Origin of the sequence: Arthrobacter sp. NamB2 (assembly GCF_005281365.1) — a bacterium.
Lineage (GTDB): Bacteria > Actinomycetota > Actinomycetes > Actinomycetales > Micrococcaceae > Arthrobacter_D.
The window spans coordinates 43380-59804 of sequence record NZ_SZWI01000008.1; the positions used below are offsets into that span (position 1 = coordinate 43380).

At 68.3% G+C, this 16425-nt stretch carries 13 protein-coding genes and 2 pseudogenes; 5 read left to right on the forward strand and 10 right to left on the reverse strand.

The window, feature by feature from the left end; translation table 11 throughout:
* Positions 1 to 6: 6 nt before the first annotated feature.
* From paaZ to FDK12_RS13585, 4 genes and pseudogenes are all read right to left on the reverse strand, one after another.
* Positions 7 to 2094, reverse strand: coding sequence for a phenylacetic acid degradation bifunctional protein PaaZ (paaZ, locus tag FDK12_RS13570; protein WP_137370053.1), 2088 nt, complete (start codon positions 2092 to 2094; stop codon positions 7 to 9).
* Between the two features lie 140 nt (positions 2095 to 2234).
* Positions 2235 to 3086, reverse strand: a pseudogene (locus tag FDK12_RS13575) (3-hydroxyacyl-CoA dehydrogenase family protein); the annotation flags it as partial.
* Positions 3083 to 3823, reverse strand: a complete 741-nt coding sequence (locus FDK12_RS13580; protein WP_137370055.1) for an enoyl-CoA hydratase/isomerase family protein — start codon at positions 3821 to 3823, stop codon at positions 3083 to 3085. The gene FDK12_RS13580 and the pseudogene FDK12_RS13575, both read right to left, overlap by 4 nt.
* Positions 3823 to 5031 carry a thiolase family protein gene (locus tag FDK12_RS13585; protein ID WP_137370056.1) on the reverse strand — a complete coding sequence of 403 codons (1209 nt, stop codon included), beginning with the start codon at positions 5029 to 5031 and terminating at the stop codon, positions 3823 to 3825. The genes FDK12_RS13580 and FDK12_RS13585 overlap by 1 nt, the downstream gene beginning before the upstream one ends.
* A 179-nt stretch (positions 5032 to 5210) precedes the next feature.
* On the opposite strand from FDK12_RS13585, the gene FDK12_RS13590 reads away from it, so the two are divergent.
* Entirely contained in the window at positions 5211 to 7406 is a 2196-nt protein-coding gene (locus FDK12_RS13590; protein ID WP_137370057.1) for a S9 family peptidase, read from the forward strand.
* Here FDK12_RS13590 and FDK12_RS13595 read toward each other — a convergent pair.
* The 5 genes from FDK12_RS13595 to FDK12_RS13615 are packed head-to-tail and all read right to left on the reverse strand — an operon-like array spanning position 7337 to position 13033.
* Positions 7337 to 8416: a LacI family DNA-binding transcriptional regulator gene (locus FDK12_RS13595; RefSeq protein ID WP_137370058.1), complete on the reverse strand. Its 1080-nt coding sequence runs from the start codon at positions 8414 to 8416 to the stop codon at positions 7337 to 7339. The two genes, FDK12_RS13590 and FDK12_RS13595, sit on opposite strands and share 70 nt — an antisense overlap.
* The gene (locus FDK12_RS13600; RefSeq protein WP_137370059.1) at positions 8416 to 9885 is read right to left on the reverse strand and encodes a GH1 family beta-glucosidase; all 1470 of its coding nucleotides are present in this window, start codon (positions 9883 to 9885) and stop codon (positions 8416 to 8418) included. Before FDK12_RS13600 ends, FDK12_RS13595 begins: the two co-directional genes overlap by 1 nt.
* Positions 9882 to 10796, reverse strand: a complete 915-nt coding sequence (locus tag FDK12_RS13605; RefSeq protein ID WP_137370060.1) for a carbohydrate ABC transporter permease — start codon at positions 10794 to 10796, stop codon at positions 9882 to 9884. The genes FDK12_RS13600 and FDK12_RS13605 overlap by 4 nt, the downstream gene beginning before the upstream one ends.
* Positions 10793 to 11782 carry a carbohydrate ABC transporter permease gene (locus tag FDK12_RS13610; protein WP_137370061.1) on the reverse strand — a complete coding sequence of 330 codons (990 nt, stop codon included), beginning with the start codon at positions 11780 to 11782 and terminating at the stop codon, positions 10793 to 10795. Before FDK12_RS13610 ends, FDK12_RS13605 begins: the two co-directional genes overlap by 4 nt.
* A gap of 3 nt (positions 11783 to 11785) precedes the next feature.
* A complete protein-coding gene (locus FDK12_RS13615) occupies positions 11786 to 13033 on the reverse strand; it encodes an extracellular solute-binding protein (RefSeq protein WP_411266174.1) in 1248 nt (415 codons plus the stop codon).
* A gap of 507 nt (positions 13034 to 13540) precedes the next feature.
* On the opposite strand from FDK12_RS13615, the gene FDK12_RS13620 reads away from it, so the two are divergent.
* The 3 genes and pseudogenes from FDK12_RS13620 to FDK12_RS15370 all read left to right on the forward strand — a co-directional run bounded on the left by FDK12_RS13620 (position 13541) and on the right by FDK12_RS15370 (position 14819).
* Positions 13541 to 13972 (forward strand): PaaI family thioesterase, encoded by a 432-nt coding sequence (locus tag FDK12_RS13620; RefSeq protein ID WP_137370063.1) that lies wholly within the window; start codon positions 13541 to 13543, stop codon positions 13970 to 13972.
* 56 nt (positions 13973 to 14028) lie between these two features.
* Positions 14029 to 14367, forward strand: a pseudogene (locus tag FDK12_RS15480) (GDSL-type esterase/lipase family protein); the annotation flags it as partial.
* Positions 14368 to 14435: 68 nt separating this feature from the next.
* Positions 14436 to 14819, forward strand: a complete 384-nt coding sequence (locus FDK12_RS15370; protein ID WP_262983391.1) for a GDSL-type esterase/lipase family protein — start codon at positions 14436 to 14438, stop codon at positions 14817 to 14819.
* Here FDK12_RS15370 and FDK12_RS13630 read toward each other — a convergent pair.
* A complete protein-coding gene (locus FDK12_RS13630; protein WP_223263282.1) occupies positions 14816 to 15529 on the reverse strand; it encodes a DUF4386 domain-containing protein in 714 nt (237 codons plus the stop codon). The two genes, FDK12_RS15370 and FDK12_RS13630, sit on opposite strands and share 4 nt — an antisense overlap.
* A gap of 104 nt (positions 15530 to 15633) precedes the next feature.
* Between FDK12_RS13630 and FDK12_RS13635 the strand changes: the two genes are divergently transcribed.
* Positions 15634 to 16320 (forward strand): TetR/AcrR family transcriptional regulator C-terminal domain-containing protein, encoded by a 687-nt coding sequence (locus FDK12_RS13635; protein WP_223263283.1) that lies wholly within the window; start codon positions 15634 to 15636, stop codon positions 16318 to 16320.
* Positions 16321 to 16425 lie beyond the last annotated feature (105 nt).

Sequence of the window (16425 nt, forward strand, 5' to 3'; positions counted from 1 at the left end):
TGCGCGCTACTTCCGCACGAGGGTGAGCACGTCGTAGGTCGCCACGATGTCGTCGTCCTGATTGTGCAGGACGGCGTCCCAGGCCACCTCGCCGTACTCGTCCGTCTCACGCGGCGTGATGCGCTTGGCGGTCAGGGTCACCCGGATCGAGTCTCCCGCCGCGACCGGCGTGAGGAAGCGCAGGCTCTCCAGGCCGTAGTTGGCGAGGACGGGCCCGGGAGCCGGGTCGACGAACAGCCCCGCAGCCCAGGACAGCAGCAGGTATCCGTGCGCCACGATCCCGGGGAAGAACGGGTTGGCCGCCGCTGCCTCCTCGTTCGTGTGCGCATAGAAGCTGTCGCCCGTGGTCCCGGCGAAGGCGCTGATGTCCTCCAGAGTCACCTGGCGGAGCTCGGACCGCACCGCGTCACCGATACGCAGGGTCGAGAGGTCCTTGCGGAACGGGTGCACGTCGTCGAACCGGCGGTCCGCTCCCGTGTGCCACTCGCCAGTGATGCTGGTGAGCATGTTCGGCGACCCCTGGATGGCGGTCCGCTGCATGTGGTGCAGCACCGAACGCATGCCGCCGAGTTCCTCGCCACCGCCAGCACGGCCGGGCCCGCCGTGCACGAGGTGCGGCACGGGCGAGCCGTGGCCCGTGGAGGACCGCGCGTCCTCGCGATTGAGGATGAGCACGCGGCCGTGGTGCGCCGCGATACCGAGCACGAGCTCCTGCGCCACGGCGGGATCGTTGGTGCAGACCGTCGCGACCAGTGAGCCCGAACCGAGGGCTGCGAGGCGGACGGCGTGGGCGAGGTCGGCATAGCCGATCACGGAGGCGACGGGACCGAAGGCCTCGACGGTGTGGAGCGCGCCGGCTTCGACGTCGTTCCAGGTGAGCAGCACCGGCTCCATGAAGGCCCCTCCGGGCGCTTTGCCCGACGTATTGTCCGCCAGCACGACGTCAGGCGCCTCCAGCGACCCGAAGGCGAGGGAAGCGCCACCGGCGATCAGCTCCCGCACCGCGTCCTGGACGCCTTCGAGCTGATCGAGCGACGCGAGCGCCCCCATGGTGACGCCCTCCGCGCGGGGATCACCCAGCGTGACGCGCTGCCGGATCCGCTCCCCGGCAGCTCGCACGACGTCGTCGACGAGGGCGTCGGGCACGATGGACCGCCGGATACTGGTGCACTTCTGGCCTGCCTTCACCGTCATCTCGGTCACCAGTGACTTGACGAAGGCGTCGAACTCGGGAGTCCCGGGCACGGCATCCGGGCCGAGGATGGCTGCGTTCAGCGAGTCCGTCTCACACGTGAACCGCACCCCGCCCTGCGCGACGGAGGGATGGGACTTCAAGTGGTTGGCGGTCGACGCCGATCCCGTAAAGGACACGAGGTCCCTATAGTCCAGGTGGTCCAGGATGTCCCGGGCCGGACCGGAGATGAGCTGCAACGCCCCCTCGGGAAGGATCGTCGAACCGACGATCAGCTTCACCACGGCCGCGGTCAGGAACCCGGTGGGCGTCGCCGGCTTCACGATCGTGGGCACGCCCGCGAGGAACGAGGGAGCGAGCTTCTCGAGCATGCCCCATACGGGGAAGTTGAAGGCGTTGATCTGCACGGCCACACCGGGGATGCGCGTATGGATATGGGTGCCGAGGAAGGACCCGTCCTTGGACAGCACCTCGGGCGGACCGTCGACGATGACGTGTGAATTCGGCAGCTCGCGGCGCCCCTTCGAACCGAAGGTGAAGAGGACGCCGATCCCGCCGTCGATGTCCACCATGGAGTCGATCTTCGTGGCGCCGGTCTTCGCGGACAGCTCGTAGAGCGGCTCGCGGTGCGCGGTCAGGTACTGCGCGAGCTCCTTGAGCTTCAGCGCCCGCTCGTGGAACGTGAACCGGCCGAGGGCCGCCTGGCCCGTGCTCCTCGCGAAGCGGACGGCCGCCGCGGTGTCGATGCCCGCCGTGCTGACGATGGCGAGGTGCTCACCGGTGCTCGCATCGCGCACCACGGTTCCGTCGTCGGCGGCGGCTGCCCGCTCCGGGGTCCACCAGGCGTCCTCGATGAAACTGGGGACGACGTCGATCTGCACTCGTTCCGGGGTGGTTGTCATGGCCCGCTCACCTTTCGCTGGTTTCCGCTGGTCTTCATGCGTGCTGCTGGTATGGCCGGCCGTGATGTGTCCGACTGGGACGTGTCCGGCTGGTGTCCGGTCCGATGCTCGCCCCGGACGGTAGCGGGCGACGGCGGGGCGTCGTCCCAGTCGAAGAAGCCCCGGCCACTCTTGCGCCCGAGCTGGCCCTGCTCCACTTTCCTCCGCAGGATCGCGGGCGGCGTGAACCGCGGACCGAGGGTGGACTCGAGGTATTCGGCGATGCCCAGGCGGACGTCGAGGCCGACGAGGTCCGTGGTGCGCAGCGGTCCCACGGGATGCTTGTACCCGAGGACCATGGCGGCATCGATGTCCTCCGCGCTCGCTACGCCCTCCTCGAGCATGCGCATGGCCTCGAGCGCGATGGCGACGCCGAGGCGCGAGCTGGCAAAGCCTGGCGTGTCCCGCACGACGACGGGGTTCTTGCCGAGATCGGCGACCCACGAGCGGGCAGCCGACGCGAGCTCCGGCGACGTCCTCGCGCCCAGGACCACCTCGATCAGGGTCGACGCCGGGACGGGGTTGAAGAAATGGAGCCCGCAGAACCGCTCGGGACGCCGCAGAGTCTCCGCGAGCGTGTCGACGGACAGGGACGACGTGTTCGTGGCGAGCCAGGCGCCGGCGTCGAGCTCTTCCTCCACAGCCGTCAGCGCCTGCCGCTTCAGCGACAGGTCCTCCGGCACCGCCTCGATGACGAGCCCGCAGGAACCGACATCGGCATACCGAGTGGACACCGAGACGCGCGACCTGAGGTCCACGAGGGGCACCGACGTCGAACCCCGTTCGATGCTGCGGGCCAGCGCCTGCGTGATGCGGCCAAGACCCGCCTGTGCTGCCGTGTCATCCCGCTCCAGGACCACGACGTCGGATCCCGCGAGGCAGAAGGCGTGGGCGATGCCCGCGCCCATGCGTCCGCCGCCGAGGACACCGACGCGTGCAGGGATCGTGCTCATGAGCCCTTCTTCCGGTCCAGGAACCGCTGCATGCGGTCGAACTTCGCCTCGGACTCGAACAGGACGGCCTGTGCCAGCTGATCGATGACCGGATGGGCCTCCCTCGGGGCATGGAACACGCTTTTCGTGATCCTCACTGCCAGCGGGTCCTGCCGGCCGATCCGGTCCGCGAGGTCGTACGCCGCCTGCAGGAGGTCCTCGGGCGCGTGGATCGCGGAGATGAGCCGGGCCGCCAGGGCTTCCTCGGCCGTGAGGATGCGCCCGGCGAGCAGGATCTCCATCGCGAGGGGCTCCCCCACGAGTTCCTTGAGCCGCCAGGTGGCCCCGGCCGCCGGGAGGATGCCGAGCCCCGTCTCCGGATTGCCGATCGTCAGGCGGGGGGTGCCCAATCTGAAGTCGGCAGCGAACGCCAACTCCGCCCCGCCGCCCAGCGCGTACCCGTCGAGGGCCGCGATGACCGGCATCGGCAACCGGGCGATACGCGTGAAGAGCGTCGAATTGATGCCCGCGAGGGCGTCGTCGCGGCGTCTCTCCCGCAGCTCGGCGATGTCAGCACCGGAGGCGAACACGCCGTCGGATCCTGCGAGGATGAGCGTGCGCGGCGCGCGTTCGAGGTCGTCGCAGACGCCGTGCAACTCATCGACCATCTGGCGGTCGATGGCATTGCGGACCTCGGGCCGGTGGAGTTCGACGACGACGCGATCGGGGCCGCCGGTGATCCTGAGGGCGGTGGCCATCACACCGCCTCGACGAGCATCGCCGTGCCCTGCCCGACGCCGACGCACATCGTCGCGAGTCCGAGCCGTCGGGCCGGACCGCCGAGTTCCCGCTCGAGCCTGCCGAGCAGGGTGACGGCGATCCGAGCACCCGATGATCCCAGCGGATGGCCGAGGGCGATCGCACCGCCGTCGCGGTTCACGATCTCCTCGTCGAGCCCGAGCCGGCGGATGCACGCGAGCGACTGCGTCGCGAACGCCTCGTTGAGTTCGACGGCGCCGAGGTCGCCGACGGACAGCCCCGTCCGCTCGAGCACCTTCTGCGTGGCGGGTACCGGGCCGATGCCCATGACTTCCGGCGGGACTCCTGCGGACGCGCCGTCGAGGATGCGGGCTCTGGGCGTCAGTCCGTAGCGCTCGATGGCCGCCTCCGATGCGACGACGACCGCGGAGGCGCCGTCGTTCAGCGAACTCGAGTTGCCCGCCGTGACGATGCCGTCGGGTCGGACGACCGGACGGAGCCCCGCGAGCACCTCGAGGGTCGTGTCGGCACGTGGGCCCTCGTCGGCGTCGACCGCGAAGGACGTCTTGCCGCGGTTCACCTGAACGGCGACGATTTCGTCGTCGTACCGTCCCGATTGCGTCGCTGCGAGCGCGCGCTGGTGGGAACGGAGGGCGAAGGCGTCCGCGTCCTCGCGCGTGATGCGGTCGAGGGCCGCCAGCTCCTCCGCGGTCTCCGGCATGGAGTACGTGACCTTGTCCCGTGCCGCGAGTCTCGGGTTGGTGAAGCGCCAGCCGATGGAGGTGTCGACGACGGCGCCGGGTTTGGCGAAAGCCCTGTCGGGCTTCTCCATCACCCAGGGTGCGCGGCTCATCGACTCGACGCCGCCCGCGATGACGACGTCCGCGGCACCCGCCTTGACCATCTGTGAGGCCATGATGATGGCCGACAGCCCCGAGGCGCAGAGCCGGTTGACCGTGATGCCGGGCACGCTGTCGGGAAAGCCTGCGAGCAGGGAGGCCAGCCGCGCGACATTGCGGTTCTCCTCCCCGGCGCCGTTCGCGTTGCCGAGGATGACCTCGTCGATCGCGGCCGGGTCGACGCCGGCGCGCTGCACGACGGCGGACAGCACGAGGGCTGCGAGGTCGTCCGGCCGGACACCCGAGAGCGCTCCGCCGTAGCGGCCCACCGGAGTGCGGACGCCACCCACCAGGAATGCCTCGGCCATGGTCGTCTCCCTCGTCATCGTGGTCCGGCGGGCTAATTACCGAACGTTCGTTCTGTAATAGCCTGCTCCAGAATTGCACGCCCTTCCGGTACGGTCAACCGGCCCACCGCTGCCGGTGGGTGCCTTCGAGCTGCTCCGATCCATCCGGAGCCGGGAGCGGCGGTGGCAAGATGGGAGCCATGACCGCTGACGCCACCACCCTCGTTGTCCCCGTCCCGCCGCCCGCCCGGAAGGTGCCCATCGAACGCACCCATCACGGCGATACCTTCGTCGACAACTACGAGTGGATGCGCGACAAGGAGAGCGCCGAGCTGATCGACCACCTCAAGCGCGAGAACGAGTACACGGACGCCGTCACCCGCCACCAGGAGCCGCTGCGCGAAGCCATCTTCACCGAGATCAAGGAACGGACGCAGGAGACGGACCTCTCCGTTCCGGCCCGCAAGAAGGGCTGGTGGTACTACTCCCGGACCGAGGAAGGGAAGCAGTACGGCATCCAGTGCCGCGTGGCTGCGGCGGACACCGGGGACCTCGGCCGGGACTGGACGCCCCCCGAGGTGGTGCCGGGCCGGCCCGTCGAGGGCGAACAGGTCATGCTGGACGGCAATGAACTCGCCGAGGGCAAGCCCTTCTTCTCCCTGGGCGGCCTGTCCGTCACCGAGGACGGACGGCTGCTCGCCTACTGCGAGGACAACGCCGGCGACGAGCGCTTCACGCTGCGCATCAAGGACCTCGAAACGGGCGAACTGCTCCCCGACGAGGTACCGAACATCTTCTACGGGCTCTCCTTCTCACCCGACGGCGAGCGCGTCTACTACACCGTCGTCGACGACTCCTGGCGTCCGTACCAGGTACGGGCCCACACGCTGGGAACGCCGGTCGCGGACGACGTCGTCGTCTACCAGGAGGACGACGTCGCCATGTGGACCGGCTTCGAGGTCTCGGCGGACAGGACCCGGCTCCTCGTCAGCATCGGTTGCTCGGAGTACAGCGAATACCGCGTCCTCGACTTCGCGAAGCCCGACGGCGGACTGACCACCCTGATCCCGCGCTCCGAGCGCATCCTGTACGACGCCGAGCCGGTCAGCATCGACGGCACCCCGCATTACCTGCTGACGCACGACCGCGACGCCAGGAACTCCATGGTCAGCCTCGTCGCCGCGAGCGAATTCGGGAAGCCGCTCGCCGAGCAGCAGTGGACGACGGTCGTCACGCATGACGACGCCGTCCGCGTGAACGGCGTAGCCGTCACCCGCACCCACCTGGTGCTCTCCATCCGCAAGAACACGATCGAACGTGTTCAGGTCCTCCCACTGGCGGGGCTCGGGACGTCGGCCCAGGAGCCTCCGACGGAACCGGACTTCGACGAGGAGCTGTTCACCTGCACCCTGGCGAATGCCGAGTTCGACTCCCCGATCATCCGCCTCTCCTACACCTCGTACCTCACTCCCCCGCGCGTCTACGACTACCTGCTCGATGACGGCGCTCTGCAGCTGCGCAAGGAGACGGAGGTGCGAAGCGGTTACGATCCGAGCCAGTACATCGCGGAGCGGCAGTGGGCCCCGGCCGCCGACGGCACGCTGATCCCGCTCTCGGTGGTCCGCCGGGCGGAGCTCGCCCAGGACGGCACCAACCCCGCGGTCGTCTATGCCTACGGCAGCTACGAGGCCAGCATGGATCCCTCGTTCTCGGTCGCGCGCCTGTCGTTGCTGGATCGCGGCATCATCTACGTCACGGCGCACATCCGCGGTGGCGGCGAGATGGGTCGCAGCTGGTACGACGACGGCAAGAAGCTCGCGAAGAAGAACACCTTCACCGATTTCGTCGACGCCACCAGCTACCTCGGCACGTCGGGCTGGATCGACGCCGGGCGGATCGCGGCGATCGGCGGGTCGGCCGGTGGGCTGCTCATGGGCGCCGTCGCGAACCTGGCCCCCGAGAAGTACCGGGCCATCGTGGCGCAGGTGCCCTTCGTCGACGCCCTGACGACGATCCTCGACCCGGAGCTGCCGCTGTCGGCACTCGAGTGGGAGGAATGGGGAAACCCGATCACCGATCCGGAGGTGTACCGCTACATGAAGGAGTACACCCCCTACGAGAACGTGCGCCCTGTGGCCTACCCCCGCATCGCCGCGGTCACCAGCTACAACGACACACGGGTGCTGTACGTGGAGCCCGCGAAGTGGGTGGCGCAGCTGCGTGAGACCACGACGGGCAGCGAGCCGATCGTGCTGAAGACCGAGATGGACGGAGGCCACGGCGGTGCGAGCGGGCGCTACTCCCGCTGGCGCGACGTCGCCTGGGACTATGCCTTCGTGGCGGACGCGCTGGGTGCCACCGAGGTGCTCTCGCGCTCCACCAGTTCGGTCGAGTAGATGACGGGCTCCGGGTGCGAGCCCGGAGCCTCGATCTCCTCGAGGAGCATCGAACCCGCCTTCACGGCCATCTCGACCATGGGCTGGGTGATCGTGGTGAGCGGCGTCGGAGCTGTCTCCGCCACGGCGTGGTTGTCGTAACCCACCACGGCGATGTCCCCCGGAACGGTCTTGCCGACCGCCTGGATGGCATCGAGGACGCCGAGTGCCATGAGGTCGGAGGCCGCGAAAATGCCGTCGATGTCCGGATGGTCGGCCAGCAGCCGGCGTGCCGCCGCCGCCCCGCCATCCGTGGTGAAGTCCGCGTGGACCACCGGCCCTTCGGGAATGCCCGCCTCGGCGAGTCCTGCCCGCCAGCCCCGCAGGCGGTCGACGGCGGCCGTCATGTCCGCCGGACCGGCGACGGTCGCCAGCCTCCGCCGGCCGATGCCGGCGAGATGCTGCGCGGCCAGGCGGCCACCGCCCTCGTTGTCGGTATCCACATACGTGACATCGAAGGTCATGTCCCACGGCCGGCCGATGAAGATGGTGGGGAGGCCGGTCTCGGCGAGCGATCTCGCCCACGAATCAGCCTTGTGGTGCGAGACCACGATGGCGCCGTCGACGTGCCCGCCCCGCAGGTAGCGCAGGGTGCGGGACGAGTCGTCATCGGTCCTCGACATCAGCAGCACCAACTGCACGTCGGTCTCGCGGAGCGCCTCCGTGATGCCGGTGATGACGACGGCGAAGAAGGGATCCATCATGACGCGGACATCCGGTTCGGGGATGACCAGGGCGATCGACGAGGTGCGGCGCGTCACCAGGCTGCGCGCGGCCCGGTTCGGGATGTACCCGAGGGCGAGCACTGCGCGGTCCACGGCGGCCTGCGCCTCCGGGCTGACGCGGTCCCCGCCGTTGATCGCGCGCGACGCGGTGGAGCGCGACACCCCGGCAGCCACGGCAAGGTCCTCGAGCGTGGGGCTCGGGCGGGCTGCCACTTGCCGCAGCGACCGGGGCGGAGAGGTTTTCATCACCTCGACAATACGACACCCCGCTGGTTCGCGTCCGATGATGAAGCGCGTTCCGGCACCACGTTCGAGGCGGCGAGACGGGAGTACCAGAGGGCGCTCGCCTTCGGGACGCGCTGCTGCGTCTCGTAGTCCACCCGCACCAGCCCGAAGCGCTGGTGGTAGCCCCAGGCCCACTCGAAGTTGTCCATCAGGGACCACGCGAGGTAGCCGCGAAGGTCGACGCCGTCGTCGATGGCGTCCTTCATGGCCCGCACATGGACGTCGAAGAACCCGAGGCGGTCCTGGTCGTCCACGAAACCCGACTCGTCCGGGGAGTCGTTGTAGGCAGCCCCGTTCTCCGTGATGTAGATCGGGATGCCCGCGGGTCCGGTGTACTCGTCCTGCAGCCTGTTGAGGAGGCGTCGGAGCCCTTCGGGCTGGACCTCCCAGTCCATGGCAGTGACCGGCAGGCCCCGTGGCACGGAACGCACACCGTGAGCGGCAACGTACGGCGAGGAGACGGGGCGCTCGAGGGGCGCGTGCCCCTCCTGCGGCACGGCCTCGTCCGACGGCGTCTTCGTGACGGCCTCTCCGTGGTAGTAGTTCACGCCCAGAACGTCGATCGGAGTGCCGATGATGTCCAGGTCACCCTCGCGGATGTGGTCCGTCAGCCCCAGGTGCTCGACGTCGCGGAGGACATCCTCCGGGTACTCGCCGCGCAGCACGGGGTCCAGGAAGATGCGGTTGAACTGTCCGTCGATCCGTCGGGCGGCGTCGCGATCGGCGTCGCTGGTCGGGTCGAGGGGGTCCGGGACCGTGAGGTTCAGCGTGATGCCGAGTGTCGCCTCCGCATCGCGACGGCGCAGCTCCTGCGTCGCGAGACCATGGCCGAGCAGGAGGTGGTGCGCTGCAGCGAGGGCCGCGGTCGGCTCCTGCCTGCCTGGCGCGTGCACTCCCGCGGCGTAACCGAGGAAAGCGGCGCACCAGGGCTCGTTCAGCGTGGTCCAGACCCGCACGCGGTCGCCGAGTGCCTCGTGCATGACGGCCGCGTACTCCGCGAACCGGTACGCCGTGTCGCGGTTGGTCCAACCCCCCTTGTCCTCGAGGGCCTGCGGGAGATCCCAGTGGTACAGCGTGAGCCACGGCTTGATGCCGGCCTCGAGGAGCTGGTCGACGAGCGTCGAATAGAAGCGGATGCCCTCGATGTTGGGCGTGACCCCGTCTCCCATGCACCGCGACCAGGACGTCGAGAAGCGGTAGGCCTGCAGGTTGAGGCTCTTCATCATGGCGACGTCCTCGGCGGAACGGTGGTAGTGATCGCACGCCACGTCTCCGTTGTGCGCGTCCGCCACCGCTCCGGGGACGCGGGAGAACGTATCCCAGATGGAAGGCGCCCTGCCGCCCTCCTGGGCAGCGCCTTCGATCTGGTAGGCGGCTGTCGCCGCGCCCCAGAGGAAGCCCTCGGGGAAGGTGATGTCGGTGCTGCTCATCCTTTGACTGCTCCTTGCATGATTCCTGATACGAGTTGACGTCCCGCTACCGCGAAGAGGAGCAGCAGGGGGATGGTGGAGAGCACGGCTCCGGCGAGCACGATCGAGTAATCGACGAAGTGCGCGGCCTGCAGCAGTTGCAGTGCCACCGGGAGGGTGGGGTTCGACGGATCCAGCACGATGAACGGCCAGAAGAAGTTCGTCCAGGTGGCGACGAACGTGAACAGGGCGAGCATGGCCGCCGCGGGCCGGGCCGCGGGGAGACCCACGTACCAGAATGCCTGGATCATGGATGCCCCGTCGATGCGGACTGCTTCGATGAGCTCGTCAGGCAGCGCGTCTCGCAGGTACTGCGTCATCCAGAAGACTCCGAAGGCCGTGACCACACCGGGAACGATGACGGCCCACAGCGAGCCGGTCCAGCCGAGCTTCGACATCACGATGAACAGCGGAACCACGCCGAGCTGGGTGGGCACGGCCATCGTCGCGATGACGAAGACCAGCAGGGCCTTGCTGCCCCGGAACCGGAGCTTGGCGAAGGCGAATCCTGCGAGGGTGGAGAACAGCACCACGGAAGCCGCCGTGACGGTGGAGACGATGATGCTGTTGCTGAGCGCTTTCCAGAACGGGACGCTGTCGAGCACCGTGGCCGCGTTGGCGAAGAAGTTCCCGCCGGGAACGAGCGGTACGCCCTGGCTGATGACCGAGCTGTCGTGGCTCCCTACCAGGAACGACCACCACAGCGGGAAGACCGAGCCGAGGATGACCGCTCCGAGGAATCCGTAGGTCAGGAAGCCGGGGCGGCGCATGGTGCCGCCGGGGGCGCCGCGGCGTCGGGCGCCGAGCCCGCGCTGGGCCGCGCGGGCCGCACCCTTCCCTGCGGTCTGTTCGATCATCGGGATCGAGCTCATCGTCGGCCTCCCTGGTTCGCGATACGGCGGGTGATGAGGAAGTTCGCCATCGCGATGATGACGATGATCAGGAACAGGAGCCAGGCGACCGCCGAGGCCCTGCCGAAGTTGCGCTGGCCCCAGCCGAGCTCCCAGATGTACATGGTGAGCGTCTGCCATTGCCGGTCCGCTCCGCCGAGGCCTGCCTGGTCGAAGACCCTGGCCTCGTCGAAGATCTGGAGTCCACCGATGGTTGCCGTGATGACCACGAAGATGATGGTCGGACGCAGCATCGGCACGGTGACCGAGAAGAACTGACGGAGGCGGCCGGCACCGTCGATGGTCGCCGCCTCGTAGACGTCCCTGGGAATCGCCTGCATTGCGGCGAGGAAGATCAGGGCGTTGTATCCGGTCCAGCGGAAGTTGACCATCGTCGCGATGGCGGCGTGACTCGCGAGGGAGTCCGAATGCCAGCGGACCGGGTCCAGCCCTATCCCCGTCAACAGCTCGTTGAACAGGCCTGCCTGATCAGCGAAGAGGTTGTTGAAGATCAACCCAACGGCCACGGGGGCCACCACGAAGGGGACGAGGACGCCCATCCGCCAGAACGTCTTGGCCCTCAGGTTGGCGTCCAGCACTGCCGCGATGGCGATGGCGAGGACGACCTGCGGGACGGACGAGAGGAGGAAGATGCTGAACGTATTGCCTACCGCGTTCCAGAAGAACGGCTGCGCGAGCACGAACTCGTAGTTCTCCAGCCCCGTGAACTTGCCCTGGCCTCCGATGAGGTTCCAGGTGTGGAGCGAGACCCATGCGGTGTACAGCAGGGGAAACAGGCCCGTGATCGCGAACAGGAGGAAGAACGGCGAGATGTAGAGATACGGGGACAGCTTGACGTCCCACTTCGACACCTTCTGGGAGAAGGCCAGCCGTTTCACGCTTTTGTCGCGCGAACCTCGCTGGTCGGTGTTGGGAGGTGGGGATTGGACCCGGTCCGTGACTGCCATGCGTTACAGAGCGCCTACAGCGGTGACGAACTTCTCCCAGGAGGAAGCGGGATCGTCGGTCTTGTCGACGTCGACACGCGTCAGCGCCTGCTGCATCGCATCATTGATCGCGAAGTACTTCGGACCCTTGAACGGCGTGACTTCGACGGCCTTCGCGCGGTTGGCCAGGATCTCGCCCGTGGGTGCGTCGTTGAAGAAGGCGTTGGTCTGGCCCGTGAGTTCTTCGCTCTCGAGTGCCTCGACCTGGCTCGGGAACGTGCCCTTGGACTCGAAGGCCTTGATCTGCTGCTCAGGAGCGGTGAGCCACTCGGCAAGCTTCTTGGCCTCTGCCTGGTTCTCGCCCTGGGTAGGAACGGTCAGGTAGGACCCGCCCCAGTTGCCGCCGCCGCCGGGGAAGACATCAGCGATGTCCCAGCCCTCGACGCCTTCGGCATTTCCTTCGATGACTCCGAGCATCCAGCCCGGGCAGAGCTTCGTCGCGAAGGCGTCGGACTGGAAGCTGGCCACCCAGTCGTCCTCCCACTGCGTGAGGTGCGCGGAGAGGCCGTCGGTGACGGATGCCTGCAGGACCTGCTCGTAGATGTCCTTGACCTCGGGGTTCTCGGTGGCGATGACGGTGGCGTCGTCGTCCTCGTACGCGTTCTCGACCTGGTTGATCATGCCCTGGTAGGTCGCTCCGGCGGAATCGAACCACGCCACGCCGTCACTGGCTGCGACGAACTTCTTGCCCGCGTCGAAGTAGTCCTGCCACGAGCCGTTGAGCATCTCGGCGACGGCTTCACGGTCGCTCGGCAGGCCGGCCTTCTCGAAGAGGTCGGCGCGGTAGCAGACGCCCTGGGGTCCGGCGTCCGTGCCGTAGCCGATGAGCTGTCCGTCCTCGGTCGTGGCCGCAGCGGTCTTCCAGTCCAGCCAGCGCCCCTCGACCGCGGGGTCGGTCAGATCGGCGAACTGGTCCGGGTACTCGAGCAGCTCGGGCAGCCAGTCGACCTCGATGCCTTCGATGTCGGACAGGCCGGAACCGGCAGCAAGGCGGGTTGTGAGGTTGTCGCGTGCCTCGTTGGACGTGGCAGCCTTCTTGTGCTCGATGGTGACGTTGGGGTTGAGCTCCTCGTACTCCGTGAAGAGCTCCTCGTAACCGAATTCGTTGAAGGTTCCGACGGAGAGGGTGACGTCCTCCGTGCCGGTTTCCCCTTCGACTCCGGCGTTCTCCGTACCGGATCCCGAGCCGCAGGCGGTCATGGTCAGGGCCATGAGCGCAGCGGCAGCGGAAAGTGCGGTGAATCGTGCTTTGATGCGCACGGTGACTCCTTTGTCAGCTCGGATTCCGCTGCCGAGTGCAGCGGATTCTGGGTGAGGCTTCCTGGCGGACCCTGCGTCCGGACGGGACGCCGGCACGCGGCCGGTTGGTTCGGGTCGTTCCAGGACGGTGATGGCGGCGGCGGGTTGCGGGAGCACCCGGAACCCGCCGCCGGTGCGAGTGGTGGTGGCGATCGAGCGAGCCGGACCTCCGGCGGATCAATTCCGGTGGGAGCGCTCTCACGCTGTCCACCCATCCTGACTGTGACCCACGGCACTGTCAAGTGGGAGCGCTTCCACGCCTAGCGGAGATCAGCGGGAACAGCTATCGCCGCAGGTCAGGAGGTTGCGCCATGCAGCTCCGTAACGCACTTGTTATGCAAGGGATGTGCTGGTGGACGCGAACCGCAGCGCTAGAGTGGCGACCAGCACGCAGATCGAAGAGCTCAGGAGCAGCACGCTATGACGCAGGAACCCCCGTCCCCCTGGACCATTGCCCTCGGCGAGCTCGATGAGAAGATGGGCGTGGTCATCGTGGAACAGTCGGTTGACCGGGTCGTCGCGACCATGCCCGTGGAGGGCAACCGCCAGTCGTTCGGGCTCCTCCACGGCGGGGCCTCCCTCGCTGTCGGCGAAGCAGTCGGCTCCTGGGCTGCCGTGATTCACGCGTCGACGCTGGGGAAGACGGCGGTGGGCGTGGACGTGTCGGCAACGCACCACCTGGGTGCCCGGGAGGGCACGGTGACGATCACGGCGACCCCGATTCATCTGGGACGCACCCTGACAACCCACGAAGTGCTGCTCACCAATGACGCAGGCCGACGCCTGTGCACCCTGCGCATCACGAATCTCCTCCTCGACAAGCCGGTCCCTGCACGTACCGTGGAGGAATGACGCAGCACGCTTTCAGAGCAGCCCGTCTCGCCGCCGTCGTCATCGCCACCAGCATGATGCTCGGTGGTGCCTCCGGTCCCGGAGCTGATCGACGCGCGGCACCGCCGCAGTACGTGGCCCTCGGGGATTCGTACGCTTCCGGGTTCGGCGCCGGCTCCTACACCGGCGACTGCGGCCGGTCCCCGCTGGGCCTGCCCGGCATCCTCGACGCTGAGGGACAGCTCGACCTCGTGGCGGATGCCACCTGCGCGGGTGCGAAGGCGACGTCGGACCCGGGCGGCGCCGTCGACCTGCCGGAGCAGGTGGACCAGGTGATCGCCTCCGGCGGGCTGGGTACGGACACCGGCGTGGTGAGCATCTCGGTGGGCGGCAACGATGCCGGCTTCGGCGAGGTCGTCGCCTGTGCGCAAGCCGTCCGGCGCCCGCCTGCTCACAGACCATCGCGTCCAGGAGCGCGACGGCGCTGCCGGCCCTCGGCGCCCACCTCGACGCCCTGTACGGCACCATCCGGTCAGCTGCACCGGACGCTGCCGTCGTCGTCACCGGCTACCCCCACCTGTTCTCACCCCGCTTCGGGAACGATCTCATCCCCCTGGCGTCGCAGCAGGCCTTCAACGCGGGCACGGACTCGCTCAACGCGCTCATCAGGTCCCGGGCCGAAGCCCATGGCTTCATCTTCGTGGACGTGGTGGCACCCTTCGAGGACCACGGTCTCGGCTCCCCCGACCCCTGGATCACTCTCCGCATGGAAGCGAGCGACAACCTGCATCCCACTGCCGATGGCTACCGGCACGGGTACTACCCCGCGGTCCGGAGCGCCCTGGACCTTCCGCAGCTTCGACGCTAGGTGAGCGGTACAGCCGGAACTGTCCTGGAGGCGTCCACGGCAGACCGGCGTCGGACCCCCACGAACGCGAGGTAGATGCCGAGCGATGCCTCCCACACGATCTCCGAGAGCGTCGCCAGCCCGGACCACACCGACACCTGCTCGTATGCGCCGAAGAGCACCGCGACCCCGGACACAGACATCAGGGGCCCGCCGATGAGGCCCAGCAGCGCAAGGCGCCGAGGCACGAGGCCCGACCTGTACATGAGGAACCCGAGCAGCAGGCCGTTCCCGATCCCGACGACGAAGCCGGGACCCAGGAGGAACGTCCAGTCGTGGAGGACGACGAGGGCGCGGGCCACCGGGAGGTAGGACGCGCCGTCGCCGTCGGATGCGGCAACCTGGCGAAGGGTCACGACGGCCAGCACGCTGAGCATCCCGACGACGATCAGGGCGCACTCCATGATCCGCGCGGCGACGTAGCCGAGGGCAGCAGCCTCGTGGTGCCGCCGAAGCAAGGGGAAGAGGACGATCGCGGTGCCGATGTTCGTGATGACCAGCACGATCTCGCACACCGCGCCGAGAAGGACCCGGACATCCGCACCGGGTCCGGTCACGTATTCGGGGTCGGTCAGCACCGGCCCGTAGAGCAGGGCGCCCGCTATTGCGGACACGAACGTGATGATGAAGAAGATTCCGGCCAGCCGGGCAGCCCTGTCGTCGGATTTCATGATGCTCCTGTCAACTCGATGTGTACGGCGTACACCAGCGCCTCGACGGTAGGTGTATGCCGTACACTTTGTCAACGGGACAGTCGGCATCAGGAGGAGCATCCGTGGTTCAGCGGGAGGAGACCACGCGCCGCCGCCTCAACAGGCAGGCAGTGCTGCACGCCGGCATAGAGCTCGCCGATGACGTCGGGATCGACGGTTTCACGATGCGCACGCTCGCGCAGAAGCTCGGCGTGGTTCCGATGGCGCTGTACAAGCACGTCGCGAACAAGGAGGACCTGCTCGACGGCATGGTGGACATCGTCTGGGGCGAGGTGACCGAGCCGGGTGCCGCGCGCGGGTGGAAGCGTGCACTGCGCGAGCGCGCCGTCTCACTCCGCGCTGCACTCACCCGGCACCGCTGGGCGGTGGGACTCATGGAGGCCCACGGCCGGCCGGGACCGCAGAACCTGCGGCAGCACAACGCCATGATGGGATGCCTGCGCGAGAGCGGATTCTCCTTCCGGGCGACGGTGCACGTCACCTCCGCCCTGGACGCCTACGTCTACGGTTTCGCCCTGCAGCAGAAGACACTGTCGTTCGAGACGCCGGAGGAGTCCGGCCAGGTCGCGGCCGCAACGCAGCAGGGGCTGGCCGCGGAAGCCGCGGAGCTGTACCCCTACCTGATGGAGGTCGTCGTCGAACTGGGGCGGTCGGGCTATGACTACGACGAGGAGTTCGCCGTGGGACTGGACCTACTGCTCGACGGCATCGACGCGCTGAGGGAGTCGTGGCGCACGGACAGGTCATGACCCTGCCTCCCCGCGCGGGCAGCCTCCCTCCACTCACACCCCATCGGTCCCGCAATCACTCACCCCGACCGGACGGGCGGGCACGCGGGCAGGACCGTCGGCCGG